Annotated in this window: 20 protein-coding genes; 13 read left to right on the top strand and 7 right to left on the bottom strand. The window is 52.9% G+C overall.

Going from position 1 to position 20802, the window contains the following annotated elements:
• Positions 1–87 precede the first annotated feature (87 nt).
• A complete protein-coding gene (locus ACUN8H_RS04450) occupies positions 88–2091 on the top strand; it encodes a RecQ family ATP-dependent DNA helicase (protein ID WP_445530940.1) in 2004 nt (667 codons plus the stop codon).
• Between the two features lie 5 nt (positions 2092–2096).
• On the opposite strand, the gene ACUN8H_RS04445 is transcribed toward ACUN8H_RS04450, so the two are convergent.
• Genes ACUN8H_RS04445 through ACUN8H_RS04420 form a run of 6 tightly spaced genes read right to left on the bottom strand, consistent with a single transcriptional unit; the run spans position 2097 to position 7482 of the window.
• Positions 2097–3518, bottom strand: coding sequence for an FAD-dependent oxidoreductase (locus ACUN8H_RS04445; RefSeq protein WP_445530939.1), 1422 nt, complete (start codon positions 3516–3518; stop codon positions 2097–2099).
• Entirely contained in the window at positions 3518–4450 is a 933-nt protein-coding gene (locus ACUN8H_RS04440; protein ID WP_445530938.1) for a polysaccharide deacetylase family protein, read from the bottom strand. Before ACUN8H_RS04440 ends, ACUN8H_RS04445 begins: the two co-directional genes overlap by 1 nt.
• A 4-nt stretch (positions 4451–4454) precedes the next feature.
• On the bottom strand, positions 4455–5408 hold the full coding sequence (locus ACUN8H_RS04435; RefSeq protein WP_445530937.1) for a polysaccharide deacetylase family protein: 954 nt from the start codon (positions 5406–5408) through the stop codon (positions 4455–4457).
• A gap of 15 nt (positions 5409–5423) precedes the next feature.
• Complete coding sequence (locus tag ACUN8H_RS04430) at positions 5424–6089, bottom strand: isochorismatase family protein (RefSeq protein WP_445530936.1); 666 nt, start codon at positions 6087–6089, stop codon at positions 5424–5426.
• A gap of 60 nt (positions 6090–6149) precedes the next feature.
• Entirely contained in the window at positions 6150–7043 is an 894-nt protein-coding gene (locus ACUN8H_RS04425) for an isocitrate lyase/PEP mutase family protein (RefSeq protein ID WP_445530935.1), read from the bottom strand.
• A gap of 43 nt (positions 7044–7086) precedes the next feature.
• The gene (locus ACUN8H_RS04420) at positions 7087–7482 is read right to left on the bottom strand and encodes a nuclear transport factor 2 family protein (protein WP_445530934.1); all 396 of its coding nucleotides are present in this window, start codon (positions 7480–7482) and stop codon (positions 7087–7089) included.
• Positions 7483–7696: 214 nt separating this feature from the next.
• Between ACUN8H_RS04420 and ACUN8H_RS04415 the strand changes: the two genes are divergently transcribed.
• The 12 genes from ACUN8H_RS04415 (at position 7697) to ACUN8H_RS04360 (ending at position 19389) form a co-directional block, all read left to right on the top strand.
• A complete protein-coding gene (locus ACUN8H_RS04415; RefSeq protein WP_445530933.1) occupies positions 7697–8503 on the top strand; it encodes a GntR family transcriptional regulator in 807 nt (268 codons plus the stop codon).
• A gap of 145 nt (positions 8504–8648) precedes the next feature.
• The gene (gene leuC, locus ACUN8H_RS04410; RefSeq protein WP_445530932.1) at positions 8649–10088 is read left to right on the top strand and encodes a 3-isopropylmalate dehydratase large subunit; all 1440 of its coding nucleotides are present in this window, start codon (positions 8649–8651) and stop codon (positions 10086–10088) included.
• Entirely contained in the window at positions 10088–10726 is a 639-nt protein-coding gene (gene leuD, locus ACUN8H_RS04405; RefSeq protein WP_445530931.1) for a 3-isopropylmalate dehydratase small subunit, read from the top strand. The genes leuC and leuD overlap by 1 nt, the downstream gene beginning before the upstream one ends.
• A gap of 169 nt (positions 10727–10895) precedes the next feature.
• Positions 10896–11894: a TRAP transporter substrate-binding protein DctP gene (dctP, locus tag ACUN8H_RS04400; protein WP_445530930.1), complete on the top strand. Its 999-nt coding sequence runs from the start codon at positions 10896–10898 to the stop codon at positions 11892–11894.
• A gap of 61 nt (positions 11895–11955) precedes the next feature.
• Complete coding sequence (locus ACUN8H_RS04395; RefSeq protein ID WP_445530929.1) at positions 11956–12462, top strand: TRAP transporter small permease; 507 nt, start codon at positions 11956–11958, stop codon at positions 12460–12462.
• Positions 12462–13775, top strand: coding sequence for a TRAP transporter large permease (locus ACUN8H_RS04390; RefSeq protein ID WP_445530928.1), 1314 nt, complete (start codon positions 12462–12464; stop codon positions 13773–13775). Before ACUN8H_RS04395 ends, ACUN8H_RS04390 begins: the two co-directional genes overlap by 1 nt.
• 170 nt (positions 13776–13945) lie before the next feature.
• Positions 13946–14668: a FadR/GntR family transcriptional regulator gene (locus ACUN8H_RS04385; RefSeq protein WP_445530927.1), complete on the top strand. Its 723-nt coding sequence runs from the start codon at positions 13946–13948 to the stop codon at positions 14666–14668.
• A gap of 3 nt (positions 14669–14671) precedes the next feature.
• The gene (locus tag ACUN8H_RS04380) at positions 14672–15433 is read left to right on the top strand and encodes a fumarylacetoacetate hydrolase family protein (RefSeq protein ID WP_445530926.1); all 762 of its coding nucleotides are present in this window, start codon (positions 14672–14674) and stop codon (positions 15431–15433) included.
• A gap of 90 nt (positions 15434–15523) precedes the next feature.
• Positions 15524–16498 (top strand): C-terminal binding protein, encoded by a 975-nt coding sequence (locus ACUN8H_RS04375; protein WP_445530925.1) that lies wholly within the window; start codon positions 15524–15526, stop codon positions 16496–16498.
• 15 nt (positions 16499–16513) lie between these two features.
• Positions 16514–17539: a DctP family TRAP transporter solute-binding subunit gene (locus ACUN8H_RS04370; RefSeq protein WP_445530924.1), complete on the top strand. Its 1026-nt coding sequence runs from the start codon at positions 16514–16516 to the stop codon at positions 17537–17539.
• A gap of 75 nt (positions 17540–17614) precedes the next feature.
• On the top strand, positions 17615–18091 hold the full coding sequence (locus ACUN8H_RS04365; protein ID WP_445530923.1) for a TRAP transporter small permease: 477 nt from the start codon (positions 17615–17617) through the stop codon (positions 18089–18091).
• Positions 18092–18114: 23 nt separating this feature from the next.
• Positions 18115–19389, top strand: coding sequence for a TRAP transporter large permease (locus ACUN8H_RS04360; RefSeq protein WP_445530922.1), 1275 nt, complete (start codon positions 18115–18117; stop codon positions 19387–19389).
• A gap of 118 nt (positions 19390–19507) precedes the next feature.
• On the opposite strand, the gene zigA is transcribed toward ACUN8H_RS04360, so the two are convergent.
• Positions 19508–20734: a zinc metallochaperone GTPase ZigA gene (gene zigA / locus ACUN8H_RS04355; RefSeq protein ID WP_445530921.1), complete on the bottom strand. Its 1227-nt coding sequence runs from the start codon at positions 20732–20734 to the stop codon at positions 19508–19510.
• Positions 20735–20802 lie beyond the last annotated feature (68 nt).

Raw genomic sequence — 20802 nt, 5'->3', positions numbered from 1 at the left:
CTGCTCCTAATTTCCCGACATTGGAGAAAACAGCGTGAACACGTTAGGTTAGCCGCTGATGCCTTGACGACTCTCCAGGAAATGGCCATGACCTCAGCTTCGCCGCAGCAGACGCTAAAAGCAGTATTCGGTTTTGACGACTTTCGCGGCGGCCAGCAGGCAGTGATATCGCACGTCTTGAAGGGGCACTCCACGGCAGCCATTTTTGCCACTGGGGCGGGGAAATCACTCTGCTATCAGCTTCCTGCGCTGCACCTGCCGCACCTGACACTGGTGGTGTCGCCGTTGCTTGCCCTCATGCAGGATCAGCTTGCTTTTCTGCAAGCCCGCGGCATTGCTGCCGCAAGTATCGACTCCACCCAAGAGCGCGAGGCCACCCGCGATGTCATGGAGCGGGCCAAACGCGGCGAGCTAAACATCCTCATGGTCTCGGTGGAGCGGTTGAAAAACGAGCGCTTCCGCAATTTTCTGCGTCAGGTACCGATATCACTACTGGTCGTCGATGAAGCCCACTGCCTCTCCGAGTGGGGGCATAACTTCCGACCTGATTATCTCAAACTGCCGGATTACCAGCGTGAGTTTGCCATTCCCCAGGTATTGCTGCTCACTGCCACGGCCACTCCCGCGGTGATTGCCGATATGCGCGAAAAGTTTGCCATCGCCCCAGAACATGTCGTGACTACCGGCTTTTATCGCCCAAACCTTGAGCTGCTGGTCGCGCCGTCCATGGAAGATCGCCAGCAGCAGCTTGTTGAGTGGCTAAGGCCACAAATGCAGCCTGGCGGCGAAGCGCCCACGATCATCTATGTCACGCTCCAGCACACGGCAGAGCAGGTTGCTAGCGCCCTACAGGCTCAGGGCATCGCTGCTCAGGCGTACCACGCGGGACTGGCGTCCCAGCAACGTGACGAGATTCAGCGCCAGTTCATGAGCGGCGAGTCGCACTGCATCGTGGCCACCATTGCCTTTGGCATGGGCATTGATAAGGGCAATATTCGCAACGTGGTGCATTATGACCTGCCCAAATCCATCGAGAACTACAGCCAGGAGATTGGCCGGGCAGGTCGCGATGGCCTGCCTTCCACCTGCCTGACCATGGCCGGGCGTGACGGTCTGCGGGTGCTAGAGAACTTCGTCTACGGCGACACGCCTGAATACAGCGGTATCGTTCGATTGCTTGAGGAGATCGCCTCCGCCGCCAACACGCCAGACCGTCAGTGGGAAGTGCTGCTCAATACGCTTTCCCGCGATACCAATATTCGTCTCCTACCGCTGAAGACGCTGCTGGTGCGGCTGGAAATGCATGGGGTGATTGCACCGCGATTTGCATTTCTGGCCGAGTATCGGTTGCGCTATCACATCGAGCCGGTGGCATTGGTGAGCCGTTTCGAAGGCGAGCGTGCAGCCTTTGTGCGTCTACTGGTCGATCATATCCCGATTGCTCGCACCTGGGGCACGGTAGATTTCGAGCGCTTGCACCGCGCGGGGCAGACACAGCAGGTCGACGCCTCCCGCCACCGGGTGATCACCGCGCTTGAGTACTTTCAGGACAAGAGCTGGCTGACCCTGGAAGGCAAGCGGATGACCGACGTGTATGAGATCTGCCAGCCGAATGTTCCGATAGAAGCGCTGGCTCGCCAGCTATACGACGACTGCCTGAGCCGTAAACGCAGCGAGATTGAACGGCTACAAGCGATGTTGGCGCTCTTTGAGTCGGAGAGCTGTCTGACGCGGCGGTTAGCGGAGCACTTCGGTGATCGCACGTTTGATAGTCCATCCGACACCGAGCAGGGCCGTTGCGGGCACTGCTCGGTATGTTACGGGCAACCCGTAGCGCTGCCGGACGCGCCGCCGCTGCCTGCCCCGAGCGATGCTGAGTTTCAGCGCCATGCCGCCTCGTTCATTCAACGGCACACCGAGCAGTTCGGTCAGCCGCCCAATGCGCATCGGCTGGCGCATTTCCTGTGTGGCTTGACGATGCCTGTGTTTACCCCGCTCAAAGCCCGTCGTCTTGAGAGTTTTGCCGTGTTCGAACAGCGCGCTTACCCACAGGTGCGTGAGTGGGCTGCGCGCCATATGTCGCATGGGTAAGAGACTTAGGGAAGTGCGGCGGAACTGAGCTTTAAGTGCAGCAGCTCGGCGGCACTTTTGCCGGCCACTGCGCCCAGCACGACGGCACTCAGCAGCCCGTTGCCGGAAAGGTAGCCACTGTCGTTGGAGCCCGACACCCCACGCGCCGCACCGCCTGCGGCAAAAAGGTTGGGCAGCGCTTGGCCGTGGGTATTGAGCACGCGGGCCTTACGATTCACTTCTAAACCGCCCTGGGTATGAAATAGCGCCCCTGTCACTCGAATGGCGTAGTAGGGGGCTTTCAGCAGGTTGGCGGGGTCAAAGCGGCGGCCAAACGCATCGGCCGTTAGCTGCTCAGCGTGCTGCTGCATTTGGGTGAAGGTGGGTTGCAGTGCCCCAAGGGGAAGTTTCAGGCCAGTGGCCATCTCTTCAAGGGTTGAGAAACTGCGTACTGCGCCGCTCTCCTGGGCGTTACGGTAATCTTCGAACGCCTGGGCAGACTCATGAATGCGGGCGTCATACAAATTCCAAGCCACTTGCTCCGGTTGCGCCAGCACTTTGGCCGCCTGTTCGGAGTAGCCACCGTGCTCATTAGAAAAGCGCTCGCCCTTGATGTTGACCTGAACGCCCCCTTGCATCATGAGCGCCCAGCTAATCAGCGTTTGATGGGGGGTGGCGAGCGAACCGTGGCCTTGGCAGGCACCTAAGTCTTTGGTGCTCGCGCCCATTTCCTGGCCCCATAGCAAGGCGTCACCCTGGTTGCCCCCGTGACCGTAATACAGCGCGTGTTTCAGCGTGGGCAGATAACGTGCCACCAGCTCTGGGTTGCCGCCATAGCCGTTGCAGGCCAGAACCAGCGCATCGCAGCCAATGCTTTCGCGGCTGCCGTCTGGGCGCTCCATGGTGACGCCCCGTATGCGCTGGGTGCTATCCACGTGCAAATCCACCACCCGTGCCTGGGTCAGGATATCAATGCCTGCCGCTTCAGCGGCGTTGAGGAGCGCGCCCATCAGCTCTTCACCGGTGCGCCGTGGCGTGGCGTGCATGCGCAGGTGACGGTGGCCGGGGTAAAGAAAGCCTTCCACCAGCTCAAAGGGCACGCCGTGCTGATCCGCCAGCCATTCGATGGTTGGGCCGGATTGGCTGGCCAGCAGTTCGACGATGGCCGGGTCGGCCTCAAAGCCATTCTTCTTTTGAATATCTTCTGCCATGGCCTCAGCAGAGTCCGTGACGCCTAGCTCATGCTGAAAGCGCGTATTGGCGGCGGGAATAAACCCCGACGACATCGCTGTGCTGCCACGGGGCAGGGCGTCGCGCTCTAAAACAGCCAGCTCAACGCCCGCTTCCTGGGCGGCCAGGGCTGCTACCAGGCCGCAGGCCCCCGCTCCGATAATCAGCAGCGGCAGGTGGGCATCAAAGCCGTCATGTGTGTAGGGGATGATCGCCATTAAGCCTGCTCCGCAGCTTGGTGGAAGGCATCTAGAATTTCACCCGCCGGGGCCTGCCATACGTCTGGATGCCCGCTGATATGCGCCAGTACTTCTTCCAGGCAAGCAATTCGATGGGGCTGACCCACCAGCCAGGGGTGCAGGTTCAGCGCAAACAGGCGCCCGCCCTGTTCACGGGACTCTTCCAGCAGGAAATCGAAGGCGTCTTTAACCTGTGTCACCCAAGCGTCTTCCGAGTGCAGGTTTTGACTCATCACAAATTGGTCTTCAATCTCGGTGGCCAGCGGCATCATGGTCAATCTGCCGGTTTTGGTTTCACAAGCATAAGGCATGTCGTCGTTCACCCAATCGGCGCAGTACGCGATGCCGTTTTCTGCCAGTAGGTCAGGGGTGTTGAAGCTCTGGTGCTTGGCGGGGCTTAGCCAGCCGCGTACGGGTTGGCCGGTGACGCGGCGCAGGGTTTCCACAGAGCGCTTGATCAGCTCGGCCTCTTCTTCAATCGGTTGGCCGCCGTAGTGCAGGTGATCCATGTTCCAGCCATGGGCGATAAATTCACCGCCGTGCGCTTTCAAGCGCTGCACCAGGTAGGGCGTCTGCTCGGCGAGCTGAGCATTGATAGCAAACGTAGGCGTAACGTTGTGCGCGGCCAAGGCTTTGAGCACGCGATAGATACCCACCCGGTTGCCGTAATCGCGCAGCGAGAAGTGGCGCAGATCTGGATAGGGCATGGTCATGCCGTTAGGAACTTTGAACGGCTCGCCGCGCTGATTGAGTGGGTAGAACTGCAGCGAAATATTGATCCACACTGCCAGGGTTTTACCCTCAGGCCACGTTACCGGGGGGCGTTCACTTAGCATCGACCATGCATAGCGGTCGTGGTCGTAGCCGTGGCGGCGCAAGGGGTAGTCGAGATAGTCGTCATTAAGCGCCATAGCGTTATCCCTTTTTGCCTACAGTGGCGGATTGGGCCGCCATGCTGTCGAGAGCGGCATCGTAATAGTGGGTCATATAGTAGTCGGCGATCTCGCGTCCGGTGGCGACCCATACATCCGGGTGCCCAGTGATGTACTCCAATGCCTCTTCAAACGCCTTGATGCGGTGCGGGCAGCTCACCTGGTAGTTGTGAGTGGGAATGCACATCACCGTGCCAGACTCCGCGCCCTCTAAATACAGGCGGTCAAAGTGACGCTTGAGCATGGTGGCGTACTGGCGCGGCTCTACTTTATTTACCGCATAGACGATGGTGTCATTCATCTCCAGCGAGTAGGGCATGGAGATAAACCGCTTGCCTGAGCGGACGCTGATAGGCGTCGGTTGGTCGTCATGGAACAGATCGCAGGTATAAAGCCCGCCCCGCTCGCCGAATAGCTCTGCACCTACTTCGGCAAATAGATCCAGGGTGAGCTCTGAGTGTGAGAGCGCAGGCGCCAGATACCCCGCGCAGGCTTGGCCGGTGTGGCGATGAATGGTTTCCATACTGTCGCGGATCATCGCCCGCTCTTGGGCTTCGCTTAGCCCATAGGTGTAGCGGGTGTTGTAGATGCCGTGGCTAAAAAACTCCCAGTCGCGCTCTTTGCACATCTGGATGATTTCCGGATGGTGCTCGCAGAGCGCTACGGAAAGCGATACCGAACCGCGAATCCCGTACTTATCCAGCAGGGCCATTTGGCGCTGGTGGCCCACCCGGTTACCGTAATCGCGAATGCTGTAGCCGGGTACCGAGGGGTGTGGGTGTGGCCACGGCTTGCGGCTCGGGTTCTGCGGCGGATCGAGTTCGTAGTACTCGATATTGGGGGCGACCCAGAAGGCGACCTTTGCGCCGCCGGGCCAAGTAATTTTGGGGCGCTGGTCGTAGGCCCAGTAGTCGTAAACGCCGAGAGACTCTTTCATCGCTAGCTCCTCGCCTTATACATCGCCTTCAAGCCACGCCAGCACGTCAGCAACGGGCATGACATCGGTGTATTTGAGGTGCAGGTCGGTCAGGTTGGCGTAGTGGTAGCTTTCATGTTTATCCGCGACGCACTCCATCGGGACAATGGTGCGATAGCCACGGGACAGACTCTCCACGGCAGTCGCGCGTATGCAGCCCGAGGTAGAGCCGCCGGTGATGATCACCGTGTCGACCTGGTGCCATACCAGCAGTGACTGCAGCGGCGTTTCAAAAAAGGCCGAAGGCATGCGCTTGGTGTAGATCACGTCGCGGCTGCGGTCGATCTCGCAGCGCTCGTCGAACTCAGCACGCTCGGAGCCGTACTTGATGTTTTGCAGTGAATCGGGAGTGTCGGTGCGGGTGCCCCACACGCCCGCATCTTCAGCGGAGTCCAGGAAGGCGACATGAGTCCAGACCACCGGCCAGCCCTTACCCCGAAAGCCACGCGCCAACTGGTTGGTGTACTCCAACTGCTTGGGGTCGGTTTCGTAGGCAGTCTTGAAGAGATCGGTACGGGTGTAGGCCTTTTGGGGGTCTACATTGACCAGCACGGCTTTGTTGCCAAAGCCAAAGGGCACCCGCTGGGGGTTGGCCATGACGTCGTTAAAAATCTCTTTTGCCGTTTTATCGGTGGTCTGCATCGTCGTCTCCTGAGTAGTCGTTATTAGTGGCTAAGCCGTCAGTGCATGGATACGGTTGGGTTAGCGATTGTCGTACTGTTCGCCAAGTTCCAGCATCGCCTGGGTGCCTAGGTAGTCGTTGAGCTGTTTGAAGTCGAGCATCTGGTCGCGGAAGGCATCGGTAGTACCATCCTGTTTCAGCGTGGCAAAGAAACGGCTGGCCATATGGGTAATCGCCCGCACCAGTGCGCCGGGGAAAATCACCAGCGAGAAGCCAAGGTCTTCCAGCGCCTGGGCGTTCTGCAGCGGCGTGTCGCCGCCCTCGACCATATTGGCCATGATCGGCACTTTGCCTTTGAACTGGGTCATGATCTTGCTGATATCTTCGTCGCTGCGAATACCTTCGATAAACAGCATATCCACGCCCGCTTCATAATAGGCTTGGGCGCGCTCGATGGCGCTGTCGGTGCCTTCCACGCCCAACGCGTCGGTGCGGCCGATGATAAGCGTGTTATCGCTTTCACGGGCATCCAATGCAGCATGCAATTTACCGACCATCTCGCCTTTTGAGACCAACGTTTTACCCCGCAAATGGCCGCAGCGCTTCGGGTAGGTCTGGTCTTCCAACTGAATGGCGTTAGCGCCTGAACGCTCCAGCAAACGTACGCTGCGCATCACGTTCATGGCATTGCCAAAGCCGGTATCGCAATCCACCACCACGGAAAGGTTGGTACGTTCGCGAATATGCGACATGGCGGTGCAAATTTCGGTAATGCTGAGCAAGCCAATGTCAGGCCGCCCGAGTTGGGTGTAGGCCAGGCTGGCACCGGAAAGGTAGACCGTATCAAAGCCTGCCTGCTCGGCAAGGGACGCGCCGAGTGCATCAAATACGCCGGGTGCGACCACGATGGGGCTGTCTTGTAACTGCTGTTTGAGCTGGGCGGGCTGGTGTGGCGTTTGCTGTTGGCGTGTCATAACTATCTCGTCATTGTAAGGTAAGCGAAAGGTACGTTAAGCGTTAGCAGTGGTTGTTGGTTCTAGCGGCAAGAGCCAAGTCATTCCAAACGTCCTGGCGGGTAATCAGGCCATCGGTTAATTCAAAGCGGTCAATAAAGCGCACACCGGTCGATGTGCTGCCATCCAGCCACTCCACGGCTAGCTCGCCATGGCAGACCACCACGCAGTGGTTTGGATATAAGCATTGATCTACTGCGTGAAATGTTTTGCTCACACGGCGATAGCGGGTTTTTGCCCACTCCACGACTTCGTTTAGTCGCTGCATGGGCGGCGCGCCAGGGAATTGCATCACCACGTGAGTCGCAAGGTAGCGCTCGGCACTGGCTAGGTCTCGCGCTTCCATGGCGGTTAAGAAGGCGCGTACCTGCTCTGTGCTGTGGTTATCTGCGTATGACATCGTCAGTTCTCTTTACGCCAGCGGTGCCCCTTAGGCCATGTCGTAAGCGATACCCAAGGGCGCTGGTTCTGTAATAATGACTTTCAAACGACAGTAATTGTGTTATTGATTAGCTGTCGATATGTATTATATATAATACATTTTTATGTCTATTATTGTCCCTGCGTCAAGCCTGTTATGAATTTTTTGAACCACATCCTGAGGAGAGGCATGGATGAGTGAGGCAAAAACCTCTGCGGTGGGTGGCACCAAATCACACCGCATTTATCTGCTTTTGAAAGATGCCATCTTGAGTGGGCGGCTGCCTGCAGGCAGTAAATTAGCAGGTGAAAATAAGCTGGCGGAGCAGCATGGAGTTTCGCGCGTCACCGTTCGGCGGGCCATGGAGGCGCTGCAAGCGTCAAGAATGGTAGAGCGGAAGGCGGGAGTGGGTACTGTAGTGCTGGAGCAGCCGCTGGACGCTACGGTGATGACCGCCAGCGTGTCTAACCTGATGCCCAACATGGTCAAAATGAGCCAAGCGTCCCAGGTGCGCTTGTTGGAGTTTGCCTATGTGCTACCTCCGGAAATGATCCGTGAGCGGCTGGGTATGGCGCAGAGCGGTAAGGTTCAGCGTTCGGTGCGTGTTCGTATGGTCGACGATAAGCCATTTTCCCACCTGGTGACCCACGTACCGGAAGCGATCGCTCTGCACTACAACGAGATGGATTTAGCCAATACGCCGCTGTTTGTGCTGCTTGAGCGTAGCGGAGTGAAGGTGGATCACGCTTCCCAATCGATCTCTGCTACGTTGGCCAGCCATGAGGTCGCGGAAGCGCTGGATGTACCCGTAGGTTCGCCGCTGATCTCGCTGACCCGTGTGGTGTTTGATGAGCTGGGGCGAGGCGTTGAACATCTGGATGCGCTCTATCGTCCGGATCGGTATCGCTTCCAAATTGATCTGGAGCGTAATGGCGACGATAACTCCCGCTACTGGGAGCCCAAGGTAGGTGGAATGCCCACCAACGGGAAGGATGAGTAGTGGGATTGGTTGATTTTTTAATGTATTAAATTTAATACAGATTTAAAATTAAAAAAAATACATTTGACCTGTGTTGTTAAATTGCGCTAGTTGTATTGGGTGAGAATGATAAGTCCAACGAAGGCCGAGGCAACGAGCGAAGACCATGAGTACCCCAACAACGCTGTTTGACAAAGTTTGGCGCGCCCACGAGGTTCACCGCAGTGAAAGCGGACAGAGCCTGCTGTGGATTGATCGTCACTTTGTCCATGAAGGCTCCTTTCATGCGTTCAATAAACTCGCTGAGCGAGCCCTGCCCGTTGCCCGGCCCGATCTGACCTTTGGCATTGCTGACCATTACGTACCGACGCTAGCCCGCGATTTGGCAGGCGTTGCCGATCCCAAAGTGCGCTCAATGATCGAGCAGCTCTCCCAAAATACCCAGCAGCATGGGGTGACGCTGTTTGGCCTGGATGACCCACGCCAGGGGATCGTGCATGTTCTCGGGCCGGAGCAGGGGCTCACTCAGCCTGGGATGGTGATGGTGTGTGGCGATAGCCATACCGCTACTCATGGAGCTTTTGGCAGTATTGCCTTTGGCATTGGCGCATCAGAAGTCGCCCACGTGCTGGCCACACAAACGTTGTGGCAAAGCAAGCCCAAGGTGATGCGCATCACGGTAGAAGGCCAACTGGCCGAAGGTATCACCGCCAAGGATATCGCGCTCACCTGGATTGCCCGTTTGGGTGCCGATGGTGCGCGGGGCTACGCCATCGAGTACGCCGGAGAGGCGATTCGCTCGCTCTCCATGGAAGCACGGCTCACGCTGTGTAATCTCTCCATAGAGGGCGGTGGCCGCTGCGGCATGATCGCGCCGGATCAAACCACCTTCGACTATTTGCGCGAGCGCCCCTGGAGCCCTCAAGGGGAGGCTTTCGACCAAGCCTGCGCTTACTGGTCCACGCTCTACAGCGACCCAGGCGCCAGCTTTGATCTTGAAGTGACGCTGCATGCCGATGAGATTGCGCCGACAGTGACCTGGGGCGTCTCGCCGGAAGAAGCGTTGCCGATTGACCGGGCGGTGCCTGATCCTGACCAGCTAGGTGACCCGGCGAAAGCGCGCCAAGCCCGGGATAGCTTGTCCTATATGGGGCTAACGGCGGGGCAAAAGCTCACTGATATCACCATTGATCGGGTGTTTATTGGCTCCTGCACCAACGCGCGTATCGAAGATTTGCGCGCTGCGGCGGCGGTAATGGCGGGCCATAAAAGCCGCGTGCCCGGTATGGTCTCGCCCGGCTCCACGCTGGTGAAAACCCAGGCAGAGGCTGAAGGGCTGGACCGCATTTTTATCGATGCCGGGCTTGAGTGGCGCCACTCCGGCTGCTCCATGTGTGTGGGGATGAACGGTGATCTGGTGGCAAGCGGCGAGCGCTGTGCTTCCACCACCAATCGCAACTTCAAAGGCCGCCAGGGGCCAGGGGCGCGTACGCATCTGATGTCACCTGCCATGGTGGCCGCTGCGGCGGTCAGTGGACGACTGGCCGATGTGCGGACGCTAACGGCGGGCAGTGACTCATCCGTTCAGGCTTCAGGAGCGCAGTAATGCAACCGATTACCGTACTAGACACCCTTGGCGTTGCCCTTGCTGCCGCTAATGTGGACACCGATCAGCTTATTCCCGCGCGCTTTATGAAAGAGCCACGCAGCGTAGGCTATGGCCAGTTTTTGCTTTACGACGTTCGCCACGATGAGCAGGACACACCTAACCCCGAGTTTATTCTTCATCGCCCTAACGCAAATGATGCCGAAGTGATGGTTAGTCGCCGCAATTTTGGCGCAGGGTCATCTCGTGAAGCGGCGGTTTATGCGCTGGTCGACTACGGCTTTCGCTGTGTGGTGGCGCCGAGCTTTGGCGATATTTTTGCGTCGAACGCCGTCAATAACGGCTTGCTGCCTGCGGTGGTGGAAGAGGACGACGCCGAGCGTTTGCTGGCAGCCCTAAGCGATGCACCCGCCGCGATACACGTCGATTTAGAGAAGCAGATCGTCCGTGTGGCAGAAGTAGAGGTCAGTTTTTCGATTAGCCCGGTTTGGCGCACTAAATTGCTAAATGGCTGGGATGACATTGATATGACCCGCCAGCATGCTGACACCATTACCGATTTCGCTGCTCGATATACAGCTCAGTTTCCCTGGACGTCGGCGCAGCCGCCAGAAAACGCCATTATAAGTAAAGGGTAGTGGCAGCAATGGCTACCCCAGAATGAGTTTCAATAAAAACACCACGCACGCTTGCAGCAGACGTTTATAAGAAAGGTTAATCAAAAACAGCTTTATAAAACGACTTATAAGAATGCAACAGAAACAATAAACGCTATAACGCAGACTACCTCGTGCAGGAGACTAACGAATGAAAAAAGTAACGCTTACCCTGGGCATGCTCACCGCCCTAGCTTCCGCTCAAGCGCTGGCCGTTGATGAAATCACCGCCGTGCATGCCTTTCCACCTTCGCTTATCTATACCCAGAGCTTTCTGGAGTTCGTCGACAAGGTGAACGAACGTGGTGAAGGGGTAGTGCAGATCAACGTGCGTGGCGGCCCTGAAGTGATCGGACTTTCTGAACAGCCTGATGCCGTGCGTAACGGCGTCGTAGACATGGCTTACACCGCGGCAAGCTTTTATGCTGGCACCGTGCCAGAGCGCGATGCCATGGTCGCCTCGAACACCAATGCCATTTACGCCCGTGAAAATGGCGGCATCGACCTACTTAATGACATTCATCAAGAGAAGATGGGCACCTACTACTTGGGCTGGTTCGACAGCGGGGTCAGCTACAACTTCTATACCATTGATGAGCCCACTATTGATGACGACGGTAATCTAAACGTTTCAGGCCTACGCCTACGCAGCAACCCGGTGTATGACGCCTTCTTTCAGGACTACCTGGGCGCGCAGCCAATCAGCCTGCCAACCACCGATGTTTATGCGGCCCTGGAGCGAGGCGTAGTGAACGCGACCGGCTGGACGCAAATTGGTCTGAAAGACCTCAATTGGGATCGTTTCCTTAACTACCGGGTTGACCCTGCCTTCTTCTCTACCGATATGGGGGTGATCGTTAACCTGGATAAGTGGAGCCAGCTCAGCCAGGAGTCGCAGCAAATTCTTCAGGAAGTCGCCATTGAGCATGAGCGCGAGAGCACTGAGAAATTGGCTGAATTAGCCAAAGAGCAGCAGGCGCAGCTCGAGGCTGATGGGATGCAGGTAATCACGCTGGAAGGCGAAGCTGCTCAGCGATTCTCCGATGCGGCCCGTGATGCCACCTGGGAAAGAATGCGTAGCCAGATGGAGCGCCATCCCATGGGGCTTGAGCACTACGATACATTGATCGAGAAATTCAACGATCTATAGCAATGACGGGGCGCCGAGTGATCGAGCGCCCCCTTTGTGTGGCTAATTCTCAGGACTTCTTATGCGCTACGCACAACGCGGCTATTTGCTGCTGCTCAATGGCATGGCTTTGCTGGCCGCTATCATGCTGGTCTGGTTGATGGTGGCAGTGGTGCTCTCTGTGGTCATTCGCAACTTAGGGCTCCAACCGTCGGCATGGTTCTTTCTCTCCACTGAGTACGCCATGTTCTACCTCACGCTTTTGGGCGCGCCTTGGTTGGTGCGCCACAAGGGGCATGTGCACATTGAGCTGTTGACCTCCGTGCTACCGTTGCCCGTGCTCAATATTCTTAGTCGCGGCGTTTCATTACTGTGTGTAGTGGTGTGCGGTGTTCTGGCGTGGAAGGGGCTGGACTTGGTGTTGCTCAATATTGAACGCACCGATTATGACGTTCGGGCTTTCTTCGTACCGAAATGGATACTGACCATTGTGTTTCCCATCAGCTTTACGTTGATGGCGATCGAGTTTGGCCGCTTTGTCGTCGGCCATGAGATTCTTCACAGTGGCGAAGCGGGGATTAAAGAATAATGGAATGGTATTTTGCGCTCGCCTTTTTGCTCTCACTAATTCTGTTTTTTATGGCCATTGGTACGCCGATTGCCTTGGCTTTTTTAGCCGCCAACGTTATTGGCGCGTGGCACTTTATGGGAGGGCAAACGGGCATCTTACAAATGCTCAATAACGGCTTTGGCGCTCTCTCTAGCTTTAACTTGGTGCCCATTCCGCTTTTTTTGCTGATGGGCGAACTGTTTTTTCGCACGGGTTTGGGCATGAAAATGTTCAATGCCGTCGACCAATTGATGGGCAAAGTGCCGGGGCGATTGTCTTACGTGACGGTGGTAGGCGGTACAGCATTCTCCACTTTGAGCGGTTCTTCCATGGGTTCCACCGCGCTGATGGGGTCCTTGCTGGTACCGGAAATGGAGCGCCGGGGCTATAAGAAGAAAATGGCCATTGGGCCGATTCTAGGTACCGGCGGTTTGGCGATTATTATTCCGCCTTCTGCGCTGGCGGTACTGTTGGCGACATTGGCAAAGGTGGATATCGGCGCCCTACTGATTGCCGGTATTCTGCCGGGGCTGACGTTGGCAGGCTTCTATATTGTCACCATTTTTATACAAACTAAGTTGGATCCGTTAGCCGCACCCAATTACGAGCTTGAACCGGTACCGCTGAAAACCAAGTTAAAATTAATAGTCACCGATATCCTACCTATGCTGAGTGTCATGGTCATTATCGTGGCGCTCATGCTGATTGGTTTTGCTACGCCGTCAGAAGCCGCGGCCTTTGGCGCCCTAGGCGTGATTATTCTGGCGTTTATCTTTCGCTGCATGACCTGGGAAGCATTCAAGCTTTCCGTCACCGGGGCGCTAAAAGTCACCTTGATGGCTTACTTGATCGTGTTTGGTTCGGCCACGTTCAGTCAGTTGCTTGGTTTCTCCGGTGCCTCGGGTGGTTTAATTGGCTGGGCTACCAGCTTTGATCTCTCCCCGATCCTGATGCTATTGGCGATGTTTGCGGTGCTGTTGGTGCTAGGTACCTTTATGGAGCAGATCTCCATCATGATGCTCACCGTACCGATTTTCTTTCCTCTCGCTCAGGCGCTGGGGTTCGATTTAGTGTGGTTCGGGATAGTCGTTCTGCTCGCTTTAGAGATTAGTTTCTCGACACCGCCGCTAGGGCTGCTGCTTTTCGTCATGAAAGGCGTCGCACCTGCCGGTACCAGCATGCGAGAAATCTACTCAGCGGCGATCCCATATATCCTCTGTTCGATGCTGCTGGTCGCGGTGTTGATCGTTTTCCCCAGTTTGGCCACTTGGCTGCCCAGCATGCTACAGTAATTTATTCCATAGTGTTGCGAACTACCCCCTGTGCCATTAATGGCACAGGGAAAATTTAATAGTTCTAAAAAGCTTGACTCCTGTGTAAAAGGTAGCTAATTTTTAATCCATGGTGGTCTGACCATCAGATGATAGGTCCATAAAGTTATGTAACAAAGAGCAAATAACTAATGAAAATTGAGCCCCTTGAGAAAAAAAGTTTAAGTGATGATGTTGTCGCAAAAATAAAGTCAATGATTGTTAGTGGTGAGCTCAAAGAAGGGGATCGAATCCCAAATGAGAGAGATCTTTGTGAGCAGTTTGGAGTAAGTCGAGCTTCAGTTCGCGAAGGCCTTAAAATACTTTCTCTGCAAGGTTTATTAAATCGAACAAATGCTGGCACCGTTATTACTACTAATTTTTCTTCTATTTTAGAAGAAACTCTCGCATTAAAAATTTTACTAAATGACTGTAGCTATGAAGATGTTACTGAAGCGCGTATGTTTCTCGAGAAAACGATGGTTGGTTTAGCCGCTAGTCGAATTGAAAAAAATGATCTAAATATTATGGCTGAGCAGCTAAAGTTAATGATACAGGCAGAAGCGGAAGATAATAATGATGATTATGTATTAGCGGATGTTGCATTCCATCAGCAAATCGCAAAGGCCTCTCACAGTCGTGTATTAGCAAGTCTATATAACTCCATTATTACTTTGGTGTTCCGTACCCAGAAAAGCGTTGGATATGACAAGCCAGTAATGAAAGAGTCCATCAAGTTTCACGGCAAAATATTGGAGGCTTTAAAGCAAAGCAATGCTGTGTTAGCAGAAAGGGAAATGGAGCTTCATTTAATGGATGTGCAGGAGAGGTTAAACCACCTAGTGAAGAAAGAAATGATAAAAACAGGAGTCTAAAAAATGTATGTAAGATATAGATATAATAATAATGAATACTGCGGTTTTATGAAAAGTGGAGAAATTACTAAGCTCATTGGTGATATGTTTGAAAACGCCGAACTTAGCGCGGAAAGAGTACCCGTATCATCAGTAACGCTGTTGCCACCATGCCAACCTACCAAGGTAGTCTGCGTAGGGCTTAACTACTTAGATCATGCTAAAGAAATGAACGAGGAGCTTCCACAAGCACCGCTGCTGTTTTTAAAACCGCCGACTACTGTTATTGGTAATGAGGACGATATAGTAGCGCCCGCCAATGCCGGCAGGCTAGACTATGAAGGCGAGTTAGCTATCGTAATCGGTAAAAAAGCAAAAAATATATCCTCTGCGGAAGCAAAAGATTATATCTTCGGGTTTACCTGTGCCAATGATTTTACCGCCCGGGAAATCCAGTTGAGTGATAAACAGTGGACGCGCGGTAAATCCTTTGACACTTTTTGTCCCCTAGGCCCTGGTATTGTTAAAGAAGTTAACCAAGCTAACGCTAAAATTCAGTTGAAGGTAAACGGAGAATTAAGACAAAACTCTAACATAAATATGTTTATCTTTGGAGTGGACGAAGTAGTGAGTTATATCTCGCAGTGCATGACACTGCAACCCGGGGATGTAATTCTGACAGGTACCCCCCATGGGGTTGGTCCTGTCAATCCGGGAGATGTCATGACCGTTACGATCGAGGGAATCGGTACCCTTACCAACACATTGCGAATAAGAAAAAGTTAAAAAAAGAAATAATAATCGCTTTTTATATTGGACACAACGACGATATGGTTGTTCTGACTATAAAATAACAATTATAAGTGAGGTGATAACATGAGTTTATCGGTTCTAATGACAGACACTATCTTTCCTGATACATCGCTGGAAAAGGATGTTTTCAAGCAGGAAGGTATCGATTTTAAGTTAAGTCCCGCCAGTGATGCAGGTACGCTTATTGAACTAGGTAAAAATGCTGACGCGCTACTGGTTGTTTATGCGGAAGTAAATGCCCAGGTTATTGAGAGACTTGAGCGTTGCAAAGTTATTGTTAAAGCAGGTATAGGGTATAACAATATAGACGTAGATGCTGCTACAAAAAAAGGCATTATCGTCGCTAATGTTCCAGACTATTGTCAAGGTGAAGTTGCAGACCATACTTTCAGTATGCTTTTAGCATTAGCCAGGAAAACCTGTAGCTTGAGCAATCAGGTTAAAAAAGGTACTTGGGATGCAAATCAAGGCAAAGATGTTCCCCGGATTAAAGGTAAAACATTAGGCCTGCTTGGGTGTGGTGCAATCGGACAGCAGGTTGCGGCGCGCGCTGAGCCGTTTGGTTTAAATGTAATCGGCTTTGATCCCTATAGCTCTCCAGAAAGACTTGAAAAATATAAAATTGAGAATATAACCAACTTTGACGTGTTTCTAAGTAAGGTTGATTTCCTTTCGCTACACCTTCCTTTAGCAGAAAGCACAAAAAATATTATCAGTAAAGAAACACTGTCTAAGATGAAGGAAACAGCCTTTATAATTAACACGTCTCGAGGAGGCCTAATCGACGAAAACGATCTCTATAGCGCTATTCTAGAAGGGAAACTCGCAGGCGCTGCCCTGGATGTGCTCGAAAAAGAGCCGCCGAGCGAAGCACCAAAGTTATCCCAGTTGGATAATGTCATTATTACCCCTCATACCGCTTTTTTATCTCGAGACTCTGTTGCGGATCTGAGAAAGAAAGCATCCATGGAAATTGCCAGAGCGCTTACTTCCGGTTTCCCCAATAATCCTGTCAACAAAACAAATAACAAGACCTAAACAAAGGATACAGAGATGAAAACTAAAATAAAAAATATTGTCGCCATACACGCCATTGCTGTTAGTGCTATATGTACAGTATTACCACTAAACGGATTTGCTCAGTCTAGTGTTAACATCAAAATGGCCCACAACGGTAATACAAATCCAGAAGACCCCCAGAACGTCGGCGTACAAGCCTTTAAAAACATGGTGGAAGAGCGTTCTGATGGTGATATCAGCGTTCAGATTTACCCCGCAGGCCAGTTAGGAGATGCCCGTACCATTGTTGAAGGTATTCAGTTAGGCACTATTGAAATGGCAGACGTTGAAAACGGCCCTATGGGCGGTTTCGTACCAGAAGCCATGCTGTGGGACCTTCCATTTATCTTCCGCAATATTGACCATGCCCATAAGGTATTAGACGGCGAAATTGGCCAGGCCGTACAGGAAAAGTACACAGACGTAGGGATTCGCCACTTGGCATACAATGATGGAGGATTTAGGTACTTCACTAATGACCAGCGGCCTATCCATTCTATGGAAGACCTTGAGGATCTCAAAATCCGCGTTATGGAAAGTGAAGTAATGATCAATACCATAAACGCGTTTGGCGCCTCAGCAGTGCCCATGTCTTTTGGCGAACTCTACACTGCCTTACAGCAAGGCGTTGTCGACGGCCAGGAGAACCCAATGAACCTGATTTATAGTCAGCGCTTCTATGAGGTTCAAGATTATCTTTCACTTAGCGAACACTTCTATTACCCCCGCCAGTACATTGCTGCTGAAAGCTGGTGGCAAACGCTTGATGAAGAGCACCAGAAAATCCTTGCCCAAGCGGCGGTAGAGGCTAGCAATATCCAGCGGGACTCTCTCGTTGAATATGAATTAAAGATGCGTAGTGTTCTCGAAGAAAACGGTATGCAGATTAACGAAGTAGAAAAAGACGCTTTTATCGAGGCCGCGTTTGAAGAAATCTACCCAAGCTTCTATGCAACGCTGGGTAGCGGTGATGCTTCACGGGGAGAAGCGCTAATTAGAGCCATTATGGAAACCGAGTGAACCACTGCGCCGGAGCGGAAAGTTTAATGCTCCGGCGCTGCTTTCTCACAATTATTATAACGAAAGGAGGCAGTGGTGATTAATAAGGAACAACTTTCTTTAGTGCGCCACTTGGATAGGCTAATTAAGATCAGCCTCGTTGCCATGATGATTACCATCGCTATGCTGACATTCTACCAGGTCATAATGCGTTATGGTTTCAACAAATCCAGCTCTTGGAGTGAAGAAGCGATACGCTTCACCTTTATCTGGAGTAGCTTTCTTGGTGTTGCCATGGGAGTTCGCGAAAAATCCCATATCGGTATTAGCATCTTGGTTGAACTGTTTAACCAGAAAGTGCAACGGGTTGTAGAAGGAGTGGGGTATCTCGCCATTATGGCATTTTCTGGTTATCTCATTTACTACGGATGGAAAGTGGTTATAGCCACAAGTGCCCAAACGTCACCAGCGCTGGGTGTGCCCATGAGTTGGATCTACTTGTCGATTCCCGTCATGGCGTGCTTAATATTTTTCTACAGTTTTATCGCAATTATTAATATAAAAAACACTTAAAATAATCTTTTAGAGGTTATGACATGCTGACGGTTCTCCTCACTTTTCTTGTGATCTGCTTTATGATCAATATACCCATCGGCTTTGCAATGGGTATTGCAGCATTAGCGAGCCTGGTGGCCAGTGGAATGATGCCGATAGAAATGCTACCGCAACGCATGGTAGCCGGTATAAATTCATTTCCACTGCTGGCAATTCCTCTTTTCATGATGGCTGGGTCGATTATGGAGCGAGGAGGAATATCCAAAAGAATTGTAGAGCTAGCCAGCGCTTTGGTGGGGCATTTCAAAGGAGGACTCGCAGCGGTTTCGGTCATGGCTTGTACCTTCTTCGCTTCGATTTCCGGCTCTGCTCCCGGCACAGCCGCCGCAGTAGGAGAGCTCACCATCCCTGAAATGGTGAAACGTGGTTATTCAGTCTCCTACGCCTCGTCTGTCGTCGCCTCAGCGTCGTGTTTAGGGGTCGTTATCCCACCCAGTATTACTTTTATTCTTTTTGGAATCGTGGCTGATGTGTCTATCGGGAAATTGTTCATTGCTGGAATTTTACCTGGCGCGCTGTTGGCCATCGCGTTAATCGCTATCAGCATTTTACGTTCCCATCAGCTAGGTTACCCAGCAGAAAAAAAGCAGAGCTGGCAGCAGCGATGGCAGAAATTACTGCATGCTTTTTGGGGTATTTTGATGCCAGTTATCATCCTTGGCGGCATCATGACGGGGGCCTTTACCCCCACGGAATCAGCCGGTATTGCGGTGGTATACGGCTTATTTGTCAGCATGTTCATTTACAAGGAGCTCCACTGGAGAGACCTCGTTCCGGTTTTTTATAAAGCGTCTTTAAACTCGGCAATGATTGTACTTCTCATCGCTGTAGCAAGCCCTTTTGGATGGATCATGATTATTGAGCAGGTTCCGCAGATGGCCTCTAGTGCAATTCTCGGGCTATCAACGAACGTTTATCTCATTCTTTTGCTGATGATCCTGCTATACCTAATACTTGGAACGTTTATGGAAACAGGCGCGATCATCTTGTTAGTAGTGCCCATATTTACACCCATCGCACAGCAATTAGGTATTGATATGGTGCATTTTGGTGTTATCACAGTGGTTGCTTTGGCCATTGGCATGGCAACGCCCCCGGTGGGCATTACCCTTTTTGCTACCTGTAGTATTTCCGGCGTTTCAATTGGTCAGTTATCTCGTATGGTAGTGCCGTTCTTGCTGGCTTTGATTGCCTGTTTGTTACTACTTACCTTTGTGCCCGCTATATCGACTCTTCTACCGAGCCTAATGTTTTAACTACAGGGCGGGGACGGCATTAGCTGAGTTTCTTGGTCATTGCGTTGCTCAAAAGGAGCTCACTGCAGGGATGAAAAATATCCCACAGTGAGTTCAACGCATAAGGGCTAGTTAATCCTCACTCCCAAGCAGGGAACGGGTCGGGTAGTTGTTTCCACGCCTCCATACCTTCCAGCAGCTCGTCCTCGATCAGCAGGCAATTATCCAGCGCTTCGCGCATTCTGGCTTGATCGAGGTTTTGACCGATAAACACCAGCTCTTGGCGCATATCACCAAATGGCTCCTGCCATTTTTCCATAATAAACTGACGCGTTTCGGGATCTGTTGGCCAACGTTCTTCGGGAATCGCTTTCCAGAACACGCCTGCCGGGCCGTGATGGGCGATGCCGCCTGCCTGACTCCACTGGCCTGCGGATTGGGGGCGGGTGGCTAGCCAGAAGAAACCTTTGGAACGTAACAGGCCTTTGCCGAACCACTCCTGGTTGAGCAGATCGTGAAATTTCTGTGGGTGGAAGGGGCGACGGGCATGATAAGCAAAGCTGCCAATCCCATATTCTTCGGTCTCTGGCACATGATCTCCGCGCATCTCTTTTAGCCAGCCTGGTGCGAGCTGGGCGCGCTCGAAATTGAATTTGCCGGTATCCAGCACTTTATCTAGCGGCACGCCGCCTTGAGTAATCGGCACTAATTCAGCATCTGGGTTAAGCGAGCGTAAAATCGCCTTAAGGGCTTCCAGCTCTCTATTGCTGATCAGGTCGGTCTTGCTAATGAGCAGCACATCGCAAAACTCGATTTGATCGACCAGCAGGTCGGCGACATTGCGCTCGTCGTCTTCACCTAAGCTTTCGCCCGCTTCAGCGAGGCTTTGCGCTTCGCGGTACTGCTCAAGAAAATTGGCCCCATCGACAACGGTCACCAGGGTATCTAACCGGGCGACGTGGGAGAGGCTCTGGCCGCTTTCATCTTCAAAGGTGAAGGTTTCCGCCACGGGCAGCGGCTCGGAAATCCCGGTGGACTCAATCACCAAGTAATCGAATTTTCCTTCTCGAGCCAATTGACTGACTTCTTCCAGCAAGTCTTCGCGCAGGGTGCAGCAAATGCAGCCGTTGCTCATTTCTACCAAACGTTCTTCTGAACGGTTGAGTGCCACGTCGCCATCCAGCGTCGATTCGCCAGGGCCGCCGCGCACCAGTGCACCATCAATGTTTACCTCGCTCATATCGTTGACGATCACCGCGACACGACGACCTTCGCGATTGGCCAAAATATGGTTGAGCACGGTGGTTTTACCAGCACCTAAAAAACCCGACAGCACGGTGACGGGTAGGGGAGAAAACGCAGTCATTGCTAGCAGGCCTCTAAATGTATTTATGTTATGTGATAATATAACAATATAGACGTTTAGATAAAGGC

The sequence above is a fragment of the Vreelandella sp. V005 genome (assembly GCF_052645115.1).
The sequence above is the reverse complement of the archived record's forward strand: the minus strand, read 5'-3'. Positions and strand labels throughout refer to the sequence as shown.

Bases quoted from the DNA above. Each gene is read 5' to 3' on its own strand.
- ACUN8H_RS04445 (WP_445530939.1), bottom strand. From the start codon at position 3,518: ATGGCGATCATCCCCTACACACATGACGGCTTTGATGCCCACCTGCCG.
- ACUN8H_RS04425 (WP_445530935.1), bottom strand. From the start codon at position 7,043: ATGACACGCCAACAGCAAACGCCACACCAGCCCGCCCAGCTCAAACAG.
- zigA (WP_445530921.1), bottom strand. From the start codon at position 20,734: ATGACTGCGTTTTCTCCCCTACCCGTCACCGTGCTGTCGGGTTTTTTA.
- ACUN8H_RS04430 (WP_445530936.1), bottom strand. From the start codon at position 6,089: ATGCAGACCACCGATAAAACGGCAAAAGAGATTTTTAACGACGTCATG.
- ACUN8H_RS04375 (WP_445530925.1), top strand. From the start codon at position 15,524: ATGAGTTTATCGGTTCTAATGACAGACACTATCTTTCCTGATACATCG.
- ACUN8H_RS04415 (WP_445530933.1), top strand. From the start codon at position 7,697: ATGAGTGAGGCAAAAACCTCTGCGGTGGGTGGCACCAAATCACACCGC.
- ACUN8H_RS04450 (WP_445530940.1), top strand. From the start codon at position 88: ATGACCTCAGCTTCGCCGCAGCAGACGCTAAAAGCAGTATTCGGTTTT.
- ACUN8H_RS04395 (WP_445530929.1), top strand. From the start codon at position 11,956: ATGCGCTACGCACAACGCGGCTATTTGCTGCTGCTCAATGGCATGGCT.
- ACUN8H_RS04435 (WP_445530937.1), bottom strand. From the start codon at position 5,408: ATGAAAGAGTCTCTCGGCGTTTACGACTACTGGGCCTACGACCAGCGC.
- ACUN8H_RS04440 (WP_445530938.1), bottom strand. From the start codon at position 4,450: ATGGCGCTTAATGACGACTATCTCGACTACCCCTTGCGCCGCCACGGC.
- leuD (WP_445530931.1), top strand. From the start codon at position 10,088: ATGCAACCGATTACCGTACTAGACACCCTTGGCGTTGCCCTTGCTGCC.
- ACUN8H_RS04370 (WP_445530924.1), top strand. From the start codon at position 16,514: ATGAAAACTAAAATAAAAAATATTGTCGCCATACACGCCATTGCTGTT.
- dctP (WP_445530930.1), top strand. From the start codon at position 10,896: ATGAAAAAAGTAACGCTTACCCTGGGCATGCTCACCGCCCTAGCTTCC.
- ACUN8H_RS04420 (WP_445530934.1), bottom strand. From the start codon at position 7,482: ATGTCATACGCAGATAACCACAGCACAGAGCAGGTACGCGCCTTCTTA.
- leuC (WP_445530932.1), top strand. From the start codon at position 8,649: ATGAGTACCCCAACAACGCTGTTTGACAAAGTTTGGCGCGCCCACGAG.
- ACUN8H_RS04385 (WP_445530927.1), top strand. From the start codon at position 13,946: ATGAAAATTGAGCCCCTTGAGAAAAAAAGTTTAAGTGATGATGTTGTC.
- ACUN8H_RS04380 (WP_445530926.1), top strand. From the start codon at position 14,672: ATGTATGTAAGATATAGATATAATAATAATGAATACTGCGGTTTTATG.
- ACUN8H_RS04360 (WP_445530922.1), top strand. From the start codon at position 18,115: ATGCTGACGGTTCTCCTCACTTTTCTTGTGATCTGCTTTATGATCAAT.
- ACUN8H_RS04390 (WP_445530928.1), top strand. From the start codon at position 12,462: ATGGAATGGTATTTTGCGCTCGCCTTTTTGCTCTCACTAATTCTGTTT.